Genomic DNA, 16,399 nt, shown 5'->3' with positions numbered 1-16,399 from the left:
TCAGGCGCTTATGTTTCCCAAATGTTATTTCACCCCCCTTATTAGCCGAAAAAACCCCGCCCATTTTTAAGCTGTACATGCCAAATTTGGAAAGATCTGGGAAGTAGCCCGGATCTTGAAAATTATTGTTTACCCAAAATACAGATGAAATGAGAAGACATATACAGGGCATGGGCATTCTCTTGTTTGCCCAACTGCTACTGTTGTTGTTTCACGGTGCTGCCTACGGGCAGCAGATTACCGTAAGCGGAACAGTGACCTCCGGGGAAGATGGGACCACCCTGCCCGGTGTGAATATCCTGTTAAAAGGTACCGGAAAGGGTACCATTTCGGATATCGATGGCAAGTATTCCATCACCGTGCCCTCCACGGGCACCTTGGTCTTTACCTTTATTGGCTATAAGTCCAGGGAAATGGCCATTGGGAACCGAACGGTACTGGATGTCGAAATGGGCCCAGACCTCCAGGCGTTGGACGAAGTGGTGGTAGTGGGATTTGGAGAGCAGAAGAAGGCGACCATGACAGGGGCAGTGGCCAGCATTGGGGACAAGGAGTTGGTACAGAGCCCAGTGGCCAATATCAGTAACTCCCTTGTAGGCCGGCTACCAGGGCTTATTGCCGTGCAGTCCAGTGGGGAACCCGGCTATGACCAATCCAGTTTGAAAATCCGGGGAATTGCTACCCTCAATACTGGGGCCGAATCAGATCCGCTGATCTTGGTGGACGGCGTACAGCGTTCCAACCTGAACCAGATCGATCCGCATGAAATCGAAACGTTGAGTATCCTTAAGGATGCCTCTGCCACTGCGGTATTTGGGGTGCGGGGAGCCAATGGGGTGATCCTTATCACCACCAAAACCGGTAGCAAGGGGAAGCCCGAGATCAACTACACGGCCAATTTTGGGCTCCAAAGTCCAAATTCACTGCCAGATTTGCTGGACAGCTATCAGTATGCCATGCTGCGAAACGAAGCCAGCGTCAATTCAGGACAGGAACCTTACTTCAGTGAATCTTCACTGGAACTGTACCGGAATGGGGGTGATCCCTATTTCCATCCCAATGTGGACTGGTTTGACCTGGTGCTAAAAGACTATTCTGCCCAACAACAACATAACTTTAACATCAGCGGGGGAACGGACAACACCCGGTACTTTGTATCGCTTGGATATTTTGACCAGAACGGAGCATATGATGTCCAGGATGTGCAGACAGCCTATTCGGCCAATCCAAAATTCAAGCGGTATAACTTCCGCTCCAATTTTGATATTGACTTTAATAAGGACTTTTCAGCATCGGTAAAGCTCAGTGGCCAGTTTACCGATTCCAATTATCCAGGCTATGGGGCAGGAGAAATCTTTTTCAGGATACTGAATTCCAATCCCATGATGAACCCCGGGGTCATTGATGGCAAATTGATCTCCGGTGTGGAAGGGCTTCCTTCCAGTTCGGGAAGCCCGTTGGATGCCATTGTCAATAACGGCTACCAACGGAATTTTGGGAGTACCATGAACACCAATGTAAGCCTAAAGCACAAATTGGGCTTTATTACAGAGGGATTGAGCGTAAGGGGGATGGTGGCCTATGACAACTACTACCAGCATAATGTTAGCAGGAGCAAGGAAAGCATGAAATACCGGATCGTAAAGGATCCTGAAGACCCTACCCAACCGGTGTTTTTGCCCCAGGGGATGGATGCGCCATTTTCCTTCGGTGAGAGCTATGGAAGGAACAGGAAGACCTATTTTGAAGGAGCTGTGGACTATTCGCGCAGTTTTGGACAACACAATATCACTGGTATGGCGCTTTATATGCAGGAACGCTATACCGCCCCCGGACAGGAATACAACGTGCCCAGGGGCTATCAGGGGTTGGTCGGAAGGGTGACCTATAACTTTAAGGAAAAGTACCTTTCCGAATTCAACATGGGCTATAATGGTTCGGAAAATTTTCCTGAAGGCAAGCGTTTTGGTTTTTTTCCCTCCTTTTCCTTGGGCTGGGTGCTGACCGAAGAGTCCTTCATACCGACGGGAGATTTCTTGTCCTATGTCAAGATACGTGGTTCGTATGGTGAAGTAGGGAACGACAAGATCGGCGGGGCTCGGTTCCTTTACCTGCCATCGGTCTTCTACCCCAACAGTGGAGGGTACCATTTTGGCCAATATGGGGACAACTACCAGTGGTATTCCGGGTCCCAGGAAGGCAGAGTGGGCAATCCCGATGTTACCTGGGAGAGGGCCAAGAAGTTCAATCTTGGGATAGAGACCGGTTTTTTTGGGGACAAGCTCCGGATCAATGCCGATATCTTTGCCGAAAAAAGGGACAATATCCTCTGGTACCTGGGTACCGTGCCCGATTTGGTGCAAGCTGACCTGCCCCCAGTGAACATAGGTAAAGTGGAAAACAAAGGTTTTGAACTGGAAGTGAACTTCAACGACCAGATCGGGGAATTCAAATACTGGGTAAAGTCTAATTATTCCCTGGCCAAAAACAAGATCCTGTACATGGACGAGCCCAATAGGGCCCATGAATGGCTGCAGCGTACCGGGCATCCGGTGGGCCAATACTGGGGATTGCAAAGCGATGGTTTTTACAATACCGAAGAAGAGCTCGCATCGGCCCCGACATCGGCATTTACGGCCGAACTCCAAGTAGGGGATATCCGCTATGTAGACCAAAACGATGACGGTACCATCGACCAGTACGATGAAGTGCCCATCGGGAATTCAAATTTTCCACAGGTCATCTATGGGCTTTCCTTTGGAGGACAGTACAAGGGCTTTGATTTTTCGGTGCTGTTCCAAGGTGCCGACAGGGTGTCCACCTACATCGACCAGATGGGTGCCTGGGCATTTGATACCGATTGGCGGAATGCCACTTCCCGGCACTTGGAACGTTGGACGCAAGAGCGGTATGAGCAGAACCTTCCCATTTCCTATCCGCGGGTGGAACTGTCCCCCACTTCAGGGAAGCATAATTACCGACCTTCTGATTTTTGGCTGGAGGATGCCAGCTATATCCGCTTGAAAAATGCGGAGATCGCTTATAATTTCCAAAGCCGTTTTTTGAACAGGCTCGGAGTGACCAACCTTCGGGTATTTGCCAATGGCAACAATCTGTTGACCTGGAGCGATATGGTGAATTTTGACCCTGAAGCACCTGCAGGAAGGGGTGGTTTTTACCCTCAGATGCGGGTGTACAACTTGGGACTGAACGTCCGCTTTTAACCGTAAACCTTAAGATGATGAAAGCCATAAAAAGAACGATATTATATATGGGAATGGCCACAGCCTGTTTACTGTCGTATGCCTGCGATGATGAATTTTTGGGCAAGCCGGAAAGCAATGATGTATCCATAGAGGACATCTTTTCCAATAGGGTGCAGGCCGAATCCTTCCTTTGGGAAACCTATAACAGCTGTATGCCACTTGGATTTCCCATTGATTGGGGAAAGCACAATGGTATGTATGCTTCCATGTTGATGGCCGCAAGTGACGAAGGGGACGTGTACGATACCTGGCCTTCCTCAAATGACCATAACACCGGGGTCTGGAGCACCGCCGACAACAGGGAAGATGATTTTGGCACACACTACAAGGGGATAAGGAACACTTGGATTTTTATCGAAAATGTGGACATGGTACCCGATATTCCCGATAGTGAAAAACAACAGCTAAAAGCTGAGGCGATGGTCCTGATGGGACTACAATACCATGAACTCATGAAACGGTATGGGGCAGTGCCATTGGTGACCGAAGTGCTGAGTGCCTCTGGCGACATCATGCTGCCGAGAAATACCTATGGGGAATGTGTCGAATTTATCGTCCACAATTGTGAAACTGCCGCCGAGGTGCTTCCAGACAGCTATCCATCGGAATTCATGGGGCGGATTACCAGAGGGGTGGCCCTGGCACTCAAGGCACGGGTACTGTTGTACGCGGCCAGTCCATTGCACAATACCGACGCACCCTATCTGCCGGGGGAGGAAACCCTGACCGGCTATGGGGATTATGATGGGCAACGGTGGCAAAGAGCGGCAGCGGCCAACAAGGCCGTTCTCGATTGGGCAGCTGAGAACGGGACCCACCTGGTACGGGCTTCAGAAGATCCGGCAGCCAATTATCGAGCGGCCGTAGAGGTACAGGGCAATCCGGAGATGTTGCTGGCCAACCAGTCCAATGGATGGTGGGGTGCATGGAGCCCCATGTTTCAGCAATTTGTCATGCCCCGCGGGATCTACGGGGGATGGTATGGACACGGAGTGACCCTGAACCACGCCAACCAATACCATACCCTTTCAGGGGAGGACCAGGTATGGGAAGACCAGGGCACCTATGCCGAGTTTACCTCCAAAATGCAGGCCATGGAGCCTCGCTTCCAGTATTCTGTATTCTATTCAGGTTCAAAATGGAACGATGAGATCGGGACGAGGGAATTTTTTAAGCGTACGGACGGTACCTGGTCGGACGGTGCCCCGGTCAATGGAGTAGGCTACATGAAAAAGTACTTGGGAAGGGGCAACTGGGGCGGTGGCCAGTTCCATTGGATGGTCTTCCGTCTGGCAGAGTTTTACCTGAATTATGCCGAGGCCCTAAACGAAGCCAGTCCCCTGGATCCGATGGCCATCGAAGCGCTGAATGCCATCAAGGAAAGGGCAGGTATCCCGGCCATAGATGCCGCAGACCCACGATACAATACCCAGGATAAGCTCAGGGAAGAAATCAAACGGGAAAGGGCCATTGAACTGGCCTTTGAGGAACATCGGTTTTTTGACGTGAGGAGATGGAGGATTGCAGGACAGGAGGGAGTCATGAGCGGCCAGATGTGGGGACTAAACCTATATGAACAGGAAGCCGGGAACCTGGTGTACCGTAGGGAGCCATTTGAGTCTCGGGTATGGGAGGACCGCATGTACCTGTACCCAATCCCGCAGAGCGAAATCGATAAAGGTTACCTACAGCAAAATCCAGGTTGGTAAGGGAAATGCAACCTAGGGCATTTCCAGGAAATCGTTAAATCTGAAATACCAAAATCTATGAAAAATTCATTAATCAGCTATATAAAACAACCGGGAACACGGATGATGGCAGTGGGGTGCCTGTTGGCAGCATCCGTTACCATTTCTTTTCCTTCCATGTCCCAATCCATGGCTCCAAGCATTGCAATGGAGCGGGATTCGGTAAAAATGGAAAATACCGCAATTCCCGCTTCCTATGGAAGGAACACCCATATTGCCTATGGTACCGAACGGGCACTCCGGGTTACGGGATCGATGGCAACCATAAACGGTGAGTCCTTGCAGAAAACCTTTGTGCCCACCCTGAGCAATACGCTCTTTGGCCGGCTCCCTGGCCTTACGGTCATGCACGGTTCGGGGGAACCGGGCTATGACGAGCCCAATCTATTGGTCAGGGGCCTAGGGACCATGAACGATGCCACTCCCCTGGTCATGGTAGATGGTTTTGAGGCTTCGTTTGACCAGCTTTCCGCCTATGAAATCGAAAGTGTATCCGTACTCAAGGATGCCGCAGCAGTAGCTCTGTACGGTATGAGGGGAGCCAACGGCGTATTGCTGGTGACGACCAAGAGAGGAAGTGCAGGGGATACACAGATCCGTTTTACCGCTAGGACCGGGTTCCAAAAACCCACCAGGTTGCCCGATTTTGTCAATGCCTACCAATATGCCAGCCTTTATAACGAAGCCCTTTCAAACGATGGCCTTCCATTGCGTTATTCAGATGAACAGTTGGAAGGCCACCGGACCGGGACGGATCCCTACCTTTATCCGGATGTCAACTGGTACGATCAGGTGCTGCAGCAAAGTGCTCCCATAAGCGATTATAACCTTACCTTTTCCGGTGGAAGCGACAATGCCCGATATTTTATCCTGTTGGGCTACCTGCAGAACCAGGGGCTGTACGCCAATACCGATGGGGACAGGAAGGAAAATTCCAATGCCCATTTTGAACGGGTGAATTTCCGGTCAAATATCGACGTTGCCCTTTCTCCCAAAGTGGCCGCATCCCTGGATTTTGGGGGTAGGATAGAAGACCGGTATTTTCCGAACTATAATGGGGCAGCCCTGTGGGAAAACATGGCCCGCTATCCGGCAGGTGCATTTCCGGTAAGGAATCCCGATGGTTCCTGGGGGGGCACCACCATTTACCCGGACAATCCCGTGGCTTCCGTACTGGGCAGGGGATATACTTCCTCACATGACAGGAACATCATGGCAAACCTCAGGCTTTCCGAGGATTTGGGGGATTTTGTTCCCGGCCTACGGTTTTCCCAGGCACTGGGGATCAACAATTGGCATCGCGGGAATTACAACCGGACCAGAAACCTGGCGTTTTACGAACTTTTGCCCGGAGAGGGCACAGAAGATTACCGCTATATCCAGCGGGGGCTGGACACAGGTTTTACCGTGGACGAAAGCGGGAATGACCAATGGAACAGGTTGAGTGTACAGTTGGGATTGGACTATCGCAAAAATTGGGACAGCAGTGACCTTTTGGCCATGCTCATGTACCACCAGGACGTACTCTTCGTAGGAGGAAACAATGTGCCCTACGCACAGCAACGCCTCATGGGAAGGTTGTCATATGGTGTAAAGGATACCTATTTCACCGAACTGGCCTTTTCCTATAGCGGTTCGGAGCGGTTTGAAAAAGGGAGCCGCTTTGGGTTCTTCCCGGCCCTGTCGGCAGCTTGGCTGGCCAGCAACGAGGACTTCCTGAAAGGGAACAATGTGCTTACATTTCTTAAAGCCCGTGCCTCGGTAGGCCTTGCCGGCAATGACCAATTTGGCGGAAGCCGGTTTGCCTATACCCAGGATTTCTACTATTCGGGGGACTACAGGCTCGGGGCCGACAACAATTCCATCGGCACCATTGTGGAGGGCCCCTTGGCAAACCCCGATATCGGATGGGAAAAGGACCTTAAGTTCAACTTTGGCCTGGATGGGCAATTGTTCCAAAAACTCGATGTCAGCCTAGACCTGTTTTACAACAGGCGGAATAATATCCCCATTGATGGTTCCAATATCTTCCCAGGTTACCTGGGCGTAACGGCTCCCTACCTGAATTTTGGCACCGTGCATAATAGGGGCTTTGAGGTCAATCTGCTTTATAACGGTGATTTCCACAATGGCGGATACTACCTGGGCGGTAGTGTATCCTATGCGAAAAACAAGATTATGGATATGCAGGAAATGACCTATCCCGAATCCTATATGCAGCGGACAGGCCATCCCATAGGGCAACCCTTTGGCTGGCTGTCAGATGGCTTTTACCAAGAGGATGATTTCAACGCCGATGGCAGTCTTCGGGACGGGGTGGTGTCGTCGGCCTTTGCACCGGCCAGGCCAGGCGATATAAAATATAGGGACCTGAACGGTGACGGAACCGTCGACCAAAACGATGAGACGTCCATTGGGAACCCTTGGCAACCCAAGGTAAACTATTCCTTTACCCTGGGGATGAACTACAAGGGATTTGATCTGGAAGCCCTGTTCTACGGATTGGCAGGAAGGGATGTGGCCCTTAACGGGACCTATTTCTGGGCCCTCCAGGACGACGCCAATATCGGTGTGAATGCCTTGGGGAGATGGACGCCCGAAACAGCCGGATCCGCCACATATCCAAGGTTGACCACACTTTCCGACCCACACAATTACCGGCCTTCGGATTTTTGGCAGGAATCGGGAAATGTCCTGCGCCTGAGGAATGTGGAGCTGGGCTATACCTTTCCCGAAAGCCTTACGGAAAAAATCAGCGTGGACAGGGTAAGGGTGTTTGCCAATGCGGTAAACATGTTGACCTGGGACAAAATGGAAATGGTAGATCCGGAAAGTTATGGGGGATATCCACCGTTAAAGTCATTTAATTTAGGATTGAGTGTCCAGTTTTAAACCGATAAACCCGCAATGATGATGAACATAAAACAAATGATACCGCTGTTGGCACTGTTGCTTGCCTGTGCATGTGTGGAAGATGTGCTGGACAGGAGAATGGATACCAATTACACCGAGGAACAGGTGTTTTCCTCCTATACCACTATAAGGAATTTTGGAATAGGCATTTACAGCCACCTTCCGGCGGGCTTTGACCGTTTTGGCGGGGGCACATTGGCCTCGGCAACCGATGACGCCCTGCATTCCGGACAGGATGGCCAAGTACAACAACTGGCACATGGCAATTGGGGCGCCTTTTCCAACCCAGATGACCAATGGGGAAATCTCTATGATGGGATCAGAAAGGCCAACCTGTTTCTGGAAAATTCCGTGGACTTTGAAAATACCATCCTGCGCGATACCATTACAGAACAGGGCAAGCAGACCTATCAGACACAGGTAAACGACCTGGGATGGTTAAGGGCAGAGGCACATTTTCTAAAGGCTTTCTTTTATTTTGAGCTGACCAAAAGGTACGGTGAAGTGCCCATTATTGAAGAGGTGTTGGACCTAGAGGACGTGGTCGGATATGAGCGCCGTCCGTATGGGGAGTGTGTGGATCATATGCTGTCCGAACTGGAACTGGCCATGGAAGGAATGAGGGACACTTGGGAAGGATATGACGAAAACAGGATGTTGGGCAGGGCGACCACTGGGGCAGCCATGGCCCTTAAGACAAGGATCCTACTTTATGCAGCCAGTCCGCTCCACAATCCGGAAAATGATCCTTCCAAATGGCAAAGTGCGGCCCGAGCGGCATATGAGGTGATCAACAGTGGCAGGTATGGGTTGTTTGATAACTATGGCAACCTGTTCAGGAGCAGTGACAATACAGAGATCATTCTATCCCGCCGATATGCGGCTTCAAATTCCCTGGAGCGGAGCATGTATCCTGTAGGGTTTACCGGGGCTTTGGGCGGCACCAATCCCTCCCAAAACCTGGTGGATGCCTATCAGACCATTAATGGCCTTTCCATCACTGAAGATGAACGTTACGACCCCCAACACCCTTATCAAAATAGGGATCCCCGCTTGAAGATGTCCATCCTGACACATGGAGCAAGCTATAAGGGCCGACCATTGGAAATTTGGCGAGGGGGATTGGATGGTCCGGGAAGGGCCAGGGCTACCAAAACGGGATATTACCAGAAGAAATATGTGGATGAAAACCTCGACCTTCTGCAGAACAGGACCAGTGTCCACGCCTGGATTTATTTCAGGTATGGAGAGATATTGTTGAACTATGCCGAAGCCATGAACGAGGTACATGGTCCTGATGGAACTTCTGAAATGATGCCCTGGTCAGCAAGAGAGGCACTGAACGCGTTAAGGGCACGGCCCGGCGTAGGGATGCCCCCTGTAACTGCCGACGGCAAGGAAGCGTTCCGCACCATGGTCAGGAACGAACGGCGGGTGGAACTGGCATTTGAGGAGCATCGGTATTGGGACGTGAGAAGGTGGATGACCGGAATGGACCTCTTCAACAGTGCTGTACGAGGAGTACAGGTGGAGAAAATCTCCGAGAACGAGTTCTCTTTGGAATACGTGGAGGTGGATGACCGTTTCTTTGCCCCTCAAATGAACCTCTATCCCATCCAGGCGGACGAAATAAACAAATCGAAAGGAAGCCTATCCCAGACACCGGGATGGTAACCAAAATAACCTTGAAACAATAAAGATAATGATAAGGACTACTATACTGGCCATGGCCTGTTTGATCAGTATCACAGCGTTAGGTCAACACGCAAAACAGCAGCGCTTTTCTCCTGGAAAGATATGGGAGGATACGGAAGGAACACATATCAATGCCCATGGTGGCGGAATGCTTTTCCATAACGGAACCTACTATTGGTTTGGAGAACATAAGACCGCCGGCAGGGGCGGAAACAGGGCCAATGTGGGGGTGAGGTGCTATTCATCCCAAGACCTATACAACTGGACCAATGAGGGGGTAGCCCTGCCGGTCGCAGCCGAAGGAAGCGGTTCGGACATTGAAAAAGGGAGCGTCATTGAAAGGCCAAAGGTCATCTATAACGCTTCCACTGGGAAATTTGTGATGTGGTTCCATCTTGAACTCAAAGGTCAGGGCTATAATGCCGCACGTACAGGGGTGGCCGTCAGTGACCGACCGGAAGGTCCCTATACCTTCTTGAGGTCACTGCGGCCCAATGCCGGTACCTGGCCGGTAAATTTTCCCGAACCTTGGAAATCTAAAGAAGTGACCGAAGCGGACCTGGAAGCTTGGAGTCCTGCATGGAGAAAGGAAGTGGCCGAGGGATTGTTTATCAGACGGGATTTCGGTACCGGGCAGATGTCGAGGGACATGGGACTTTTTGTCGATGATGACGGAAAGGCCTACCATATCCATTCCGCAGAAGAAAACCTTACCCTGCACATTTCAGAGCTGACCGATGACTACCTCGGATTTACCGGGAAATGGGCAGTGATGGAACCGGCCGGCCACAACGAAGCACCTGCACTCTTCAAAAAGGACGGGAAATACTATATGGTCACCTCAGGCTGTACCGGTTGGGATCCCAATGCGGCACGTTCCTTTGTGGCAGATCACATCATGGGGCCATGGAAGTCCCTGGGGAACCCCGCAAAAGGGGAAGGGGCCTCCATTACCTTCGATTCCCAAAGTACCTATGTCCTTCCTGTCCAGGGCAAGGAAGATGCCTTTATCTTTATGGCCGATCGTTGGGAACCGCAAAATGCCATTGATGGCAGGTATGTCTGGTTGCCCATTGAATTTAACGAGGGGAAGCCAGAGCTGAAATGGCATGAGGAGTGGTCTTTGGATTTCTTCGATCAATAAACGAACAATTACTATCATAAACCTATTAGACCAATGAGAAGAATGTTTTTTATCCAGCTGGGAGCAATATGTACTTCCTGGCTCCTTACCGGGTGTGGCAGCGGAAATACCTCGAACAATGCAACAGAAACCCCTGACTCACCTTACCAAGGGTATGAGTTGGTATGGCAAGATGAATTCGATATCGATGGAAAGCCTGACAGCAGGTTCTGGTCTTACGAGGAGGGCTTTGTCCGGAACCGGGAACTGCAATGGTACCAAAGGGACAATGCCAACGTTAAGGGAGGATTCCTGGTGATTGAAGGAAAAAGGGAACAGGTGGCCAATCCTGACTATGAAGAAAACAGCAGGAACTGGAAGAAAAACAGGCCCCATTCCGAATACACTTCCGCCAGCATCAATACGGCCGGAAAAAAGACCTTTCAATATGGAATAGTAGAAGTAAAGGCCAAGCTGGATACTGCCCTGGGCATGTGGCCAGCCATATGGACCCTAGGAGAATCAAAGGGCTGGCCAGCCAATGGGGAAGTGGATATCATGGAGTATTACCGCGTTGATGGGCAACCGACCATTTTGGCGAATGCCGCCTGGGCACACGAACAAAAAAGAGCGGCTTGGGATGAAGCAAAGGTGCCCTTTTCGGAATTTTTGAAAAAAGACACCAGTTGGCCGGAAAAGTTTCACATCTGGAAAATGGAGTGGACACCTGAAACTATCCGTCTTTCCCTGGACGGGGAGTTGCTCAACGAAATAGATTTGGCCACCACATTGAACCCTGATGGCAGTAACCCCTTTCACCAGCCCCATTATATTCTATTGAACCTGGCCATTGGTTCCAATGGTGGCGATCCTGCCAAGTCCGAATTTCCAAAAGAATACCTGGTGGATTATGTAAGGGTGTACCAAATGAAATAAACCGGCCCAAGCCAAGGGTCGGCTTAGTTTAGCGGTGTAAATTTTAGGACAGGGAGACCAGGAAAGATCTCCTTGTTTTTTTGGATTTTCCCTGGAAGTGGTTTGATACCACAAGCTTACCTTACCAATGGGTGTGCGCAGGAAAATGATTGTACACCATTCCCCTCCCTTGCCCGGATCGGGCGCAGGGAATGCAAACGGGATACCCTCCTTGGATAAACGTCACCCGGCAAAGGTTGAAGGAAGCGGTATCAACTTTCCCCGGTAGGGGGATCATAACGGTCTATCAAAGCCACCATCCGCAAGCGAACGGACTGGTGGTAAAGAAATGGACATAGGTTAAAAAGTAAATTAAGGGCACAGAGCAGGATAATGTACGTCCAGGTAATTCCAGAAAAACATGCTCCAATAGCCACGCCAATAAGCAAAAGAAAGGCCAGCAGGTGTTCTGCCTCCCTTTTGAAATGACGGAACATGGCATCCTCCAAAGAATGGCGGTGGTAATTCGGAGAATAGAGCAAATGATGGTCCAGGTAACTGAACGGTCCAAGGGACATTAAAAAACCGAAGCGGTAAATACCTAGTCTCCGATAACACCCTTCCCTGTTAAAAAGAAAACGCCTGCGGTACCGGCCGAACAACTTTGGCGGAGAAAGCCTGTGCAGGATAAAGGCCCCACAAAAGAGGGAAAACACATAGGTGAACAGGGCAAGAAAAATATTGTTGATGTAATGCATTTGGGCGATGGTATTGCGACGCGGAAATTAGATGAATTTAATGGATATTCTTATTTCTTGATTTTATTTGTAAGGATAACGCAGCAAAGTGTTATCGATATACGTTTTCATGCAAAAGGTAGATTGTGTTTTTTTAAGGTCTTTTGACCTATTTATGGGTGTTGTGTAGTTTTTTTTGTAAAATTAACCATTTAAATTGTTTTTAAATGCGTCCTTGAAGATGAAATTTGTTTGTTTTTGCATTACGTTACCTCCATGGTCCTAAACGGGGACAGGAAAAGATGAACGGATTTCCGAAGGGGCCGGTTCCGGTCCTTACCATTAGAGGTGGCATGCCCCTTTTATGGAAATCCCTGTACAGGTTCAGCGCTTTGGCCATTGGTAGTACGGGTTTCAGGATATCCTTCCGGTGGTCGAAGTGGTTGTCGGGGCGTGAACAGTGGATAACTTTCGGTAAGTTCCCCACAATTAACACCCTTAACAATACGGGGCACGTTATCAGCCTTATTTCTGGTAGGCCACATCAGGTTTAAAAATCGGCGCTGTTCCTGAATACAGCTTCAACATTTCAAGCATGGCCAATATCCTGCAAGCTTATGGAATGACAGCCTTCATACCAGGAGTTGGCCAGTGGTGCATCGGTTGGTCGTTCTTGTCCAAATGGTCCAATCCCTGTACCGGTGAAATCACCCCAGGGTCATTGTAGATAGGTTGATCCTTGAACATTGATGGGCTGTGTTGGGGGCCGGCTTCGGAAAGTCCACCTGTTAGCGGTAGGGGGATCACTGTTGCCTTTCCCGTGCAGCCTTTGAAACTGGCCTTGGGAAGATGTGCGGGTGCTTTCATTACAAAATTCACTATATTGCATTTTGCTCAACGTATCTTAACAACAGGAAAAAAGCTGAAATACGATGAAATGGCAATATGATGAATTTAAACAAATAGGCAGGGATTATTCCAAGAGGGAAGAAGTTGAACAATATGAGCAGACCCATGCATTGTTCAGGGACCTCTTGAAAGAGAGCATTGACATTTTGGAAGCATTGGAGCTCTCGGCCAAGGATACCTTGGTCGATTTTGGATCCGGAACCGGGAAGCTCGCCATTGAGGCGGCAAAAAGGTGCAGGCAAGTATATGCCGTTGATATTTCCTGCGAAATGTTGGAATATTCAAGAAAAAGGGCCAGGGAAGAGGGGTGGCCAATATCGAATTTGTCCACGCCGGTTTTTTGAACTTCCAGTCCAAGCCAGGATCAATAGATGTGGTCACATCCATTTATTCTTTGCACCACCTGCCCGATTTCTGGAAAAGAATTGCCCTTGGTAGGTTGAACGATATGTTAAAAGTGGGGGGACGTTGTTTATCAGGGATATTGTCATCCAGGACAACAACCCGGTTTTCAACATAGGTGCTTTCATCGCTGCACAATACAAACATGGAGGTGACTTTTTGGAAGAGGATGCCGTTATTCATTTTAAAGAGGAATATTCAACATTCGATTGGATCATGGAGGAAATGTTGGAACGGTCGGGAATGGAGATCACCGAGCTTGGGACAGAAAAAGGGGTGATTGGAAATTATACTTGCAAGAAGGTGAAGAATATCCGCTGATCCGAAAGGAATATTTCCGGCAAAGGTAAAGAGAGGGCCACCTTGCAAAAAGTGCCTGGTTCGAATTCGTGGAGACATGCTCCCTTGCCATTACATTATGTTGGTTCATGGCGTACCATGGAGGGACATTTCCTATAAAACTGCATAACATGTTGTGGGGTACGCTGATGATGGACCCGTGGACGGATCAAGATTGAGGATCTGCAGTGTTTTATTAATGGAAAAAGTGGAATATGGTGGTATTATGACCGATTAGCTGACAGATTTTGGCGAGAGGGGATTTATTATGGTGAAAATATGAAGTATCGGTTCAGGACATGGAGTGTACCCCCTGTATTTCATTGAATGAACTTATTAATCTTGGCCGGACCTTGACCATTTCCGGTCGGCTGGTTTTCCGGTTTCAGAGGGAAGAAATGGTTGAAGATACTGTTCAGGATCTTTTTGTGATTATAGTTGCCGATTTTATGGAAAGGGACCAAAAAATCGACAATCCGTTCTACGCTTCAGACCAACATGTTGCACCCAGGCCGTTCCTTGAATCATTGGACTTGAAGTCATTATTGATCAGGTTGGGGGACCGGGGGAGGGCAATGGACATGGTAAACCATATGGTCATAGGTATCACAGGGTTTTCGATACGGTGTTCCCGGGAACCGAAACTACAATTTGGACGCACCTGGACTTTGTGGTTTTCAATTAGGGTATCCTGTGGCAAGGTCCTTGGGAATGTCGCTCATGATCTTTGTTAGGGCAAGCTATTTGGGAAGTTTGCCCCGGTTATATCAACTTCAGTATCCGTTTTCATAAGTTCGGGCATTGAGCGAGGTGACATGAGGTCAAGTGCCATGGTGTTCGTTTTTAATGGCCCTCAACCATGCCAATGCGCTGGACTCTTCATGAAATACACCCAGTGGGAATTTTGGCCTGTTGAATCCCAAAAAGAAACTTGCAATAAGGTTGGCCCTTGTCGTAGTGGCAATAATGCCTACCGCTTGTTGGAACTTGCCGGTGTCGGGATGGCAAAAAAGGTCGCGGCATTCGCTGGTTACCTCCTTGATCATGCTGATATCGACCATCAAGAGGGCTGGACCGCCCCCTGACAGGGTTGAAACGGTACTGATGTTTTCCTTGGCATCCTCAACGGTAAAACAACTGTCAGGAAGGACCCTACTGTAAATTATTCCACTGGGCAGTTTCCTGAATTCCTGGGTCCTGGTTATGAGCGCGAACATTTTGAAATTAGTTGGTTATTAGTGAAATCCCTGCTGAACTGATAAGAATGCCGAAAAGGCGGTTCATGGCCTTCTTAATGATTTAAATATCTACTATATGTATGTCCTAACGAAAATCAAGCCAAATTTTTAATAAAATCAAAATAGCGTGCTTTAAATACACTAAAAGGTTTTTATTGAATATTTGTAGTATAAACAACAGGTCCTTTGGTTAAAAATGTAATGTTCTATGGTGGTGGATAAAAATATAATAATTACCTTTTGTCATGATTGACCGTTAATTTGTGGAGGGTAATGTCCTGTTTGGTCCATAATGGAAGCCCAACCTTCAGAAACACGTTTTATATTTTATCTTCCAAAAAGTGTGTTTATGTTGGATATATTGAGAACCACCGACTTTTTTCTGAAAATGTTTTGGAAGGTACCGCGGTGGTTGGAGCTCGTGAAGGGTAAGATGGAGCGATTAAATGACTTTTTTAAAGTTTACACTAAAGATGAATGCAGAATTATGAGATTTTATTGGTAGATGATGACGATCTTATAAACCTTGTCCACCAAAAAATGATCCGAAAGTATTGGCCTTCCATAAGGTTGGAGGTGTTCACATCTGCAGAGCAATGTGTCCACTACATTGCAGATAAACAAGGAATACGGTTTGTACTGTTTGTCGATATCAGGATGCCGCAAAAGAACGGTTGGGAGCTATTGCAGGATCTGCGTCAAAGGGGCCTTACCGAAGGATTGAGCGTATATATTGTTTCCTCATCCCTGGATCCGGGAGATATTGCCCGCACTCGGGAAGATAGGCTGGTCATCGACTTTCTTAACAAACCCCTGACTGGAGAAATCCTTCTTGGAATAAAGGCCTCTTTCCTGGATTGAGCAAGGGAGGCGTTTGGTACAATCGGTTCAATGGACCCGACAGCCCTTCCACCGTTTGTACACAGGGTTGATCATGGGATCACTGTGTGAAAAAGTGTCCATCCGGAACCATGTTTTACCAGGCCAATCATGGTCGGGGTCCTTAAAGTGATTAAGGAATGTTTGGATGGACCAATCTATATTATAACCGTTGTGCCGCTTTGAGGGGGTACCTTCTTTACCTCACCAACCTCTGCAGAATAGGAGGTCAGGG

General features: G+C 48.9%; 11 protein-coding genes and 1 pseudogene. 9 read left to right on the top strand and 3 right to left on the bottom strand.

All coding sequences use genetic code 11. The features are described from left to right. Positions 1-149: 149 nt before the first annotated feature. Genes ECHVI_RS20750 through ECHVI_RS20725 form a run of 6 tightly spaced genes read left to right on the top strand, consistent with a single transcriptional unit; the run spans position 150 to position 11,681 of the window. Positions 150-3,224 carry a SusC/RagA family TonB-linked outer membrane protein gene (locus ECHVI_RS20750; RefSeq protein ID WP_015267985.1) on the top strand — a complete coding sequence of 1,025 codons (3,075 nt, stop codon included), beginning with the start codon at positions 150-152 and terminating at the stop codon, positions 3,222-3,224. 14 nt (positions 3,225-3,238) lie between these two features. Then, positions 3,239-4,975 (top strand): RagB/SusD family nutrient uptake outer membrane protein, encoded by a 1,737-nt coding sequence (locus tag ECHVI_RS20745; RefSeq protein ID WP_083891999.1) that lies wholly within the window; start codon positions 3,239-3,241, stop codon positions 4,973-4,975. Between the two features lie 57 nt (positions 4,976-5,032). Next, positions 5,033-7,906 carry a SusC/RagA family TonB-linked outer membrane protein gene (locus ECHVI_RS20740; protein WP_083891998.1) on the top strand — a complete coding sequence of 958 codons (2,874 nt, stop codon included), beginning with the start codon at positions 5,033-5,035 and terminating at the stop codon, positions 7,904-7,906. 15 nt (positions 7,907-7,921) lie between these two features. Next, positions 7,922-9,601: a RagB/SusD family nutrient uptake outer membrane protein gene (locus ECHVI_RS20735; protein ID WP_052331467.1), complete on the top strand. Its 1,680-nt coding sequence runs from the start codon at positions 7,922-7,924 to the stop codon at positions 9,599-9,601. Positions 9,602-9,629: 28 nt separating this feature from the next. Further along, positions 9,630-10,766 carry a glycoside hydrolase family 43 protein gene (locus ECHVI_RS20730; protein WP_015267981.1) on the top strand — a complete coding sequence of 379 codons (1,137 nt, stop codon included), beginning with the start codon at positions 9,630-9,632 and terminating at the stop codon, positions 10,764-10,766. Positions 10,767-10,799: 33 nt separating this feature from the next. Continuing rightward, on the top strand, positions 10,800-11,681 hold the full coding sequence (locus tag ECHVI_RS20725; protein WP_015267980.1) for a glycoside hydrolase family 16 protein: 882 nt from the start codon (positions 10,800-10,802) through the stop codon (positions 11,679-11,681). Between the two features lie 251 nt (positions 11,682-11,932). Here the strand turns inward: ECHVI_RS20725 and ECHVI_RS23785 are convergent, their stop codons facing one another. Next, positions 11,933-12,418, bottom strand: a complete 486-nt coding sequence (locus tag ECHVI_RS23785) for a glycosyl-4,4'-diaponeurosporenoate acyltransferase CrtO family protein (protein WP_015267979.1) — start codon at positions 12,416-12,418, stop codon at positions 11,933-11,935. A gap of 594 nt (positions 12,419-13,012) precedes the next feature. Then, positions 13,013-13,264 carry a hypothetical protein gene (locus tag ECHVI_RS20705; RefSeq protein ID WP_041739027.1) on the bottom strand — a complete coding sequence of 84 codons (252 nt, stop codon included), beginning with the start codon at positions 13,262-13,264 and terminating at the stop codon, positions 13,013-13,015. Positions 13,265-13,329: 65 nt separating this feature from the next. On the opposite strand from ECHVI_RS20705, the pseudogene ECHVI_RS24335 reads away from it, so the two are divergent. Then, a pseudogene (locus tag ECHVI_RS24335) lies at positions 13,330-13,826 on the top strand (class I SAM-dependent methyltransferase). Continuing rightward, positions 13,775-14,029, top strand: coding sequence for a hypothetical protein (locus tag ECHVI_RS23975; RefSeq protein WP_052331465.1), 255 nt, complete (start codon positions 13,775-13,777; stop codon positions 14,027-14,029). Before ECHVI_RS24335 ends, ECHVI_RS23975 begins: the two are co-directional and overlap by 52 nt. Before the next feature lie 839 nt (positions 14,030-14,868). Here ECHVI_RS23975 and ECHVI_RS20690 read toward each other — a convergent pair. Next, positions 14,869-15,264: a DUF7793 family protein gene (locus ECHVI_RS20690; protein ID WP_015267977.1), complete on the bottom strand. Its 396-nt coding sequence runs from the start codon at positions 15,262-15,264 to the stop codon at positions 14,869-14,871. 498 nt (positions 15,265-15,762) lie between these two features. Between ECHVI_RS20690 and ECHVI_RS20680 the strand changes: the two genes are divergently transcribed. Continuing rightward, the gene (locus ECHVI_RS20680; RefSeq protein WP_015267975.1) at positions 15,763-16,146 is read left to right on the top strand and encodes a response regulator; all 384 of its coding nucleotides are present in this window, start codon (positions 15,763-15,765) and stop codon (positions 16,144-16,146) included. The last annotated feature ends 253 nt before the right edge of the window (positions 16,147-16,399 follow it).

This window comes from Echinicola vietnamensis DSM 17526 (assembly GCF_000325705.1).
Classification (GTDB): domain Bacteria; phylum Bacteroidota; class Bacteroidia; order Cytophagales; family Cyclobacteriaceae; genus Echinicola; species Echinicola vietnamensis.
This window is presented reverse-complemented; position numbering and strand designations above follow the sequence as displayed.

Excerpts from the sequence above, each read along its gene's own strand:
- ECHVI_RS20740 (WP_083891998.1), top strand. The coding sequence starts at position 5,033 with ATGAAAAATTCATTAATCAGCTATATAAAACAACCGGGAACACGGATG.
- ECHVI_RS20730 (WP_015267981.1), top strand. The coding sequence starts at position 9,630 with ATGATAAGGACTACTATACTGGCCATGGCCTGTTTGATCAGTATCACA.
- ECHVI_RS20745 (WP_083891999.1), top strand. The coding sequence starts at position 3,239 with ATGATGAAAGCCATAAAAAGAACGATATTATATATGGGAATGGCCACA.
- ECHVI_RS20680 (WP_015267975.1), top strand. The coding sequence starts at position 15,763 with ATGCAGAATTATGAGATTTTATTGGTAGATGATGACGATCTTATAAAC.
- ECHVI_RS23785 (WP_015267979.1), bottom strand. The coding sequence starts at position 12,418 with ATGCATTACATCAACAATATTTTTCTTGCCCTGTTCACCTATGTGTTT.
- ECHVI_RS20735 (WP_052331467.1), top strand. The coding sequence starts at position 7,922 with ATGATGATGAACATAAAACAAATGATACCGCTGTTGGCACTGTTGCTT.
- ECHVI_RS20750 (WP_015267985.1), top strand. The coding sequence starts at position 150 with ATGAGAAGACATATACAGGGCATGGGCATTCTCTTGTTTGCCCAACTG.
- ECHVI_RS20725 (WP_015267980.1), top strand. The coding sequence starts at position 10,800 with ATGAGAAGAATGTTTTTTATCCAGCTGGGAGCAATATGTACTTCCTGG.
- ECHVI_RS20690 (WP_015267977.1), bottom strand. The coding sequence starts at position 15,264 with ATGTTCGCGCTCATAACCAGGACCCAGGAATTCAGGAAACTGCCCAGT.
- ECHVI_RS20705 (WP_041739027.1), bottom strand. The coding sequence starts at position 13,264 with ATGAAAGCACCCGCACATCTTCCCAAGGCCAGTTTCAAAGGCTGCACG.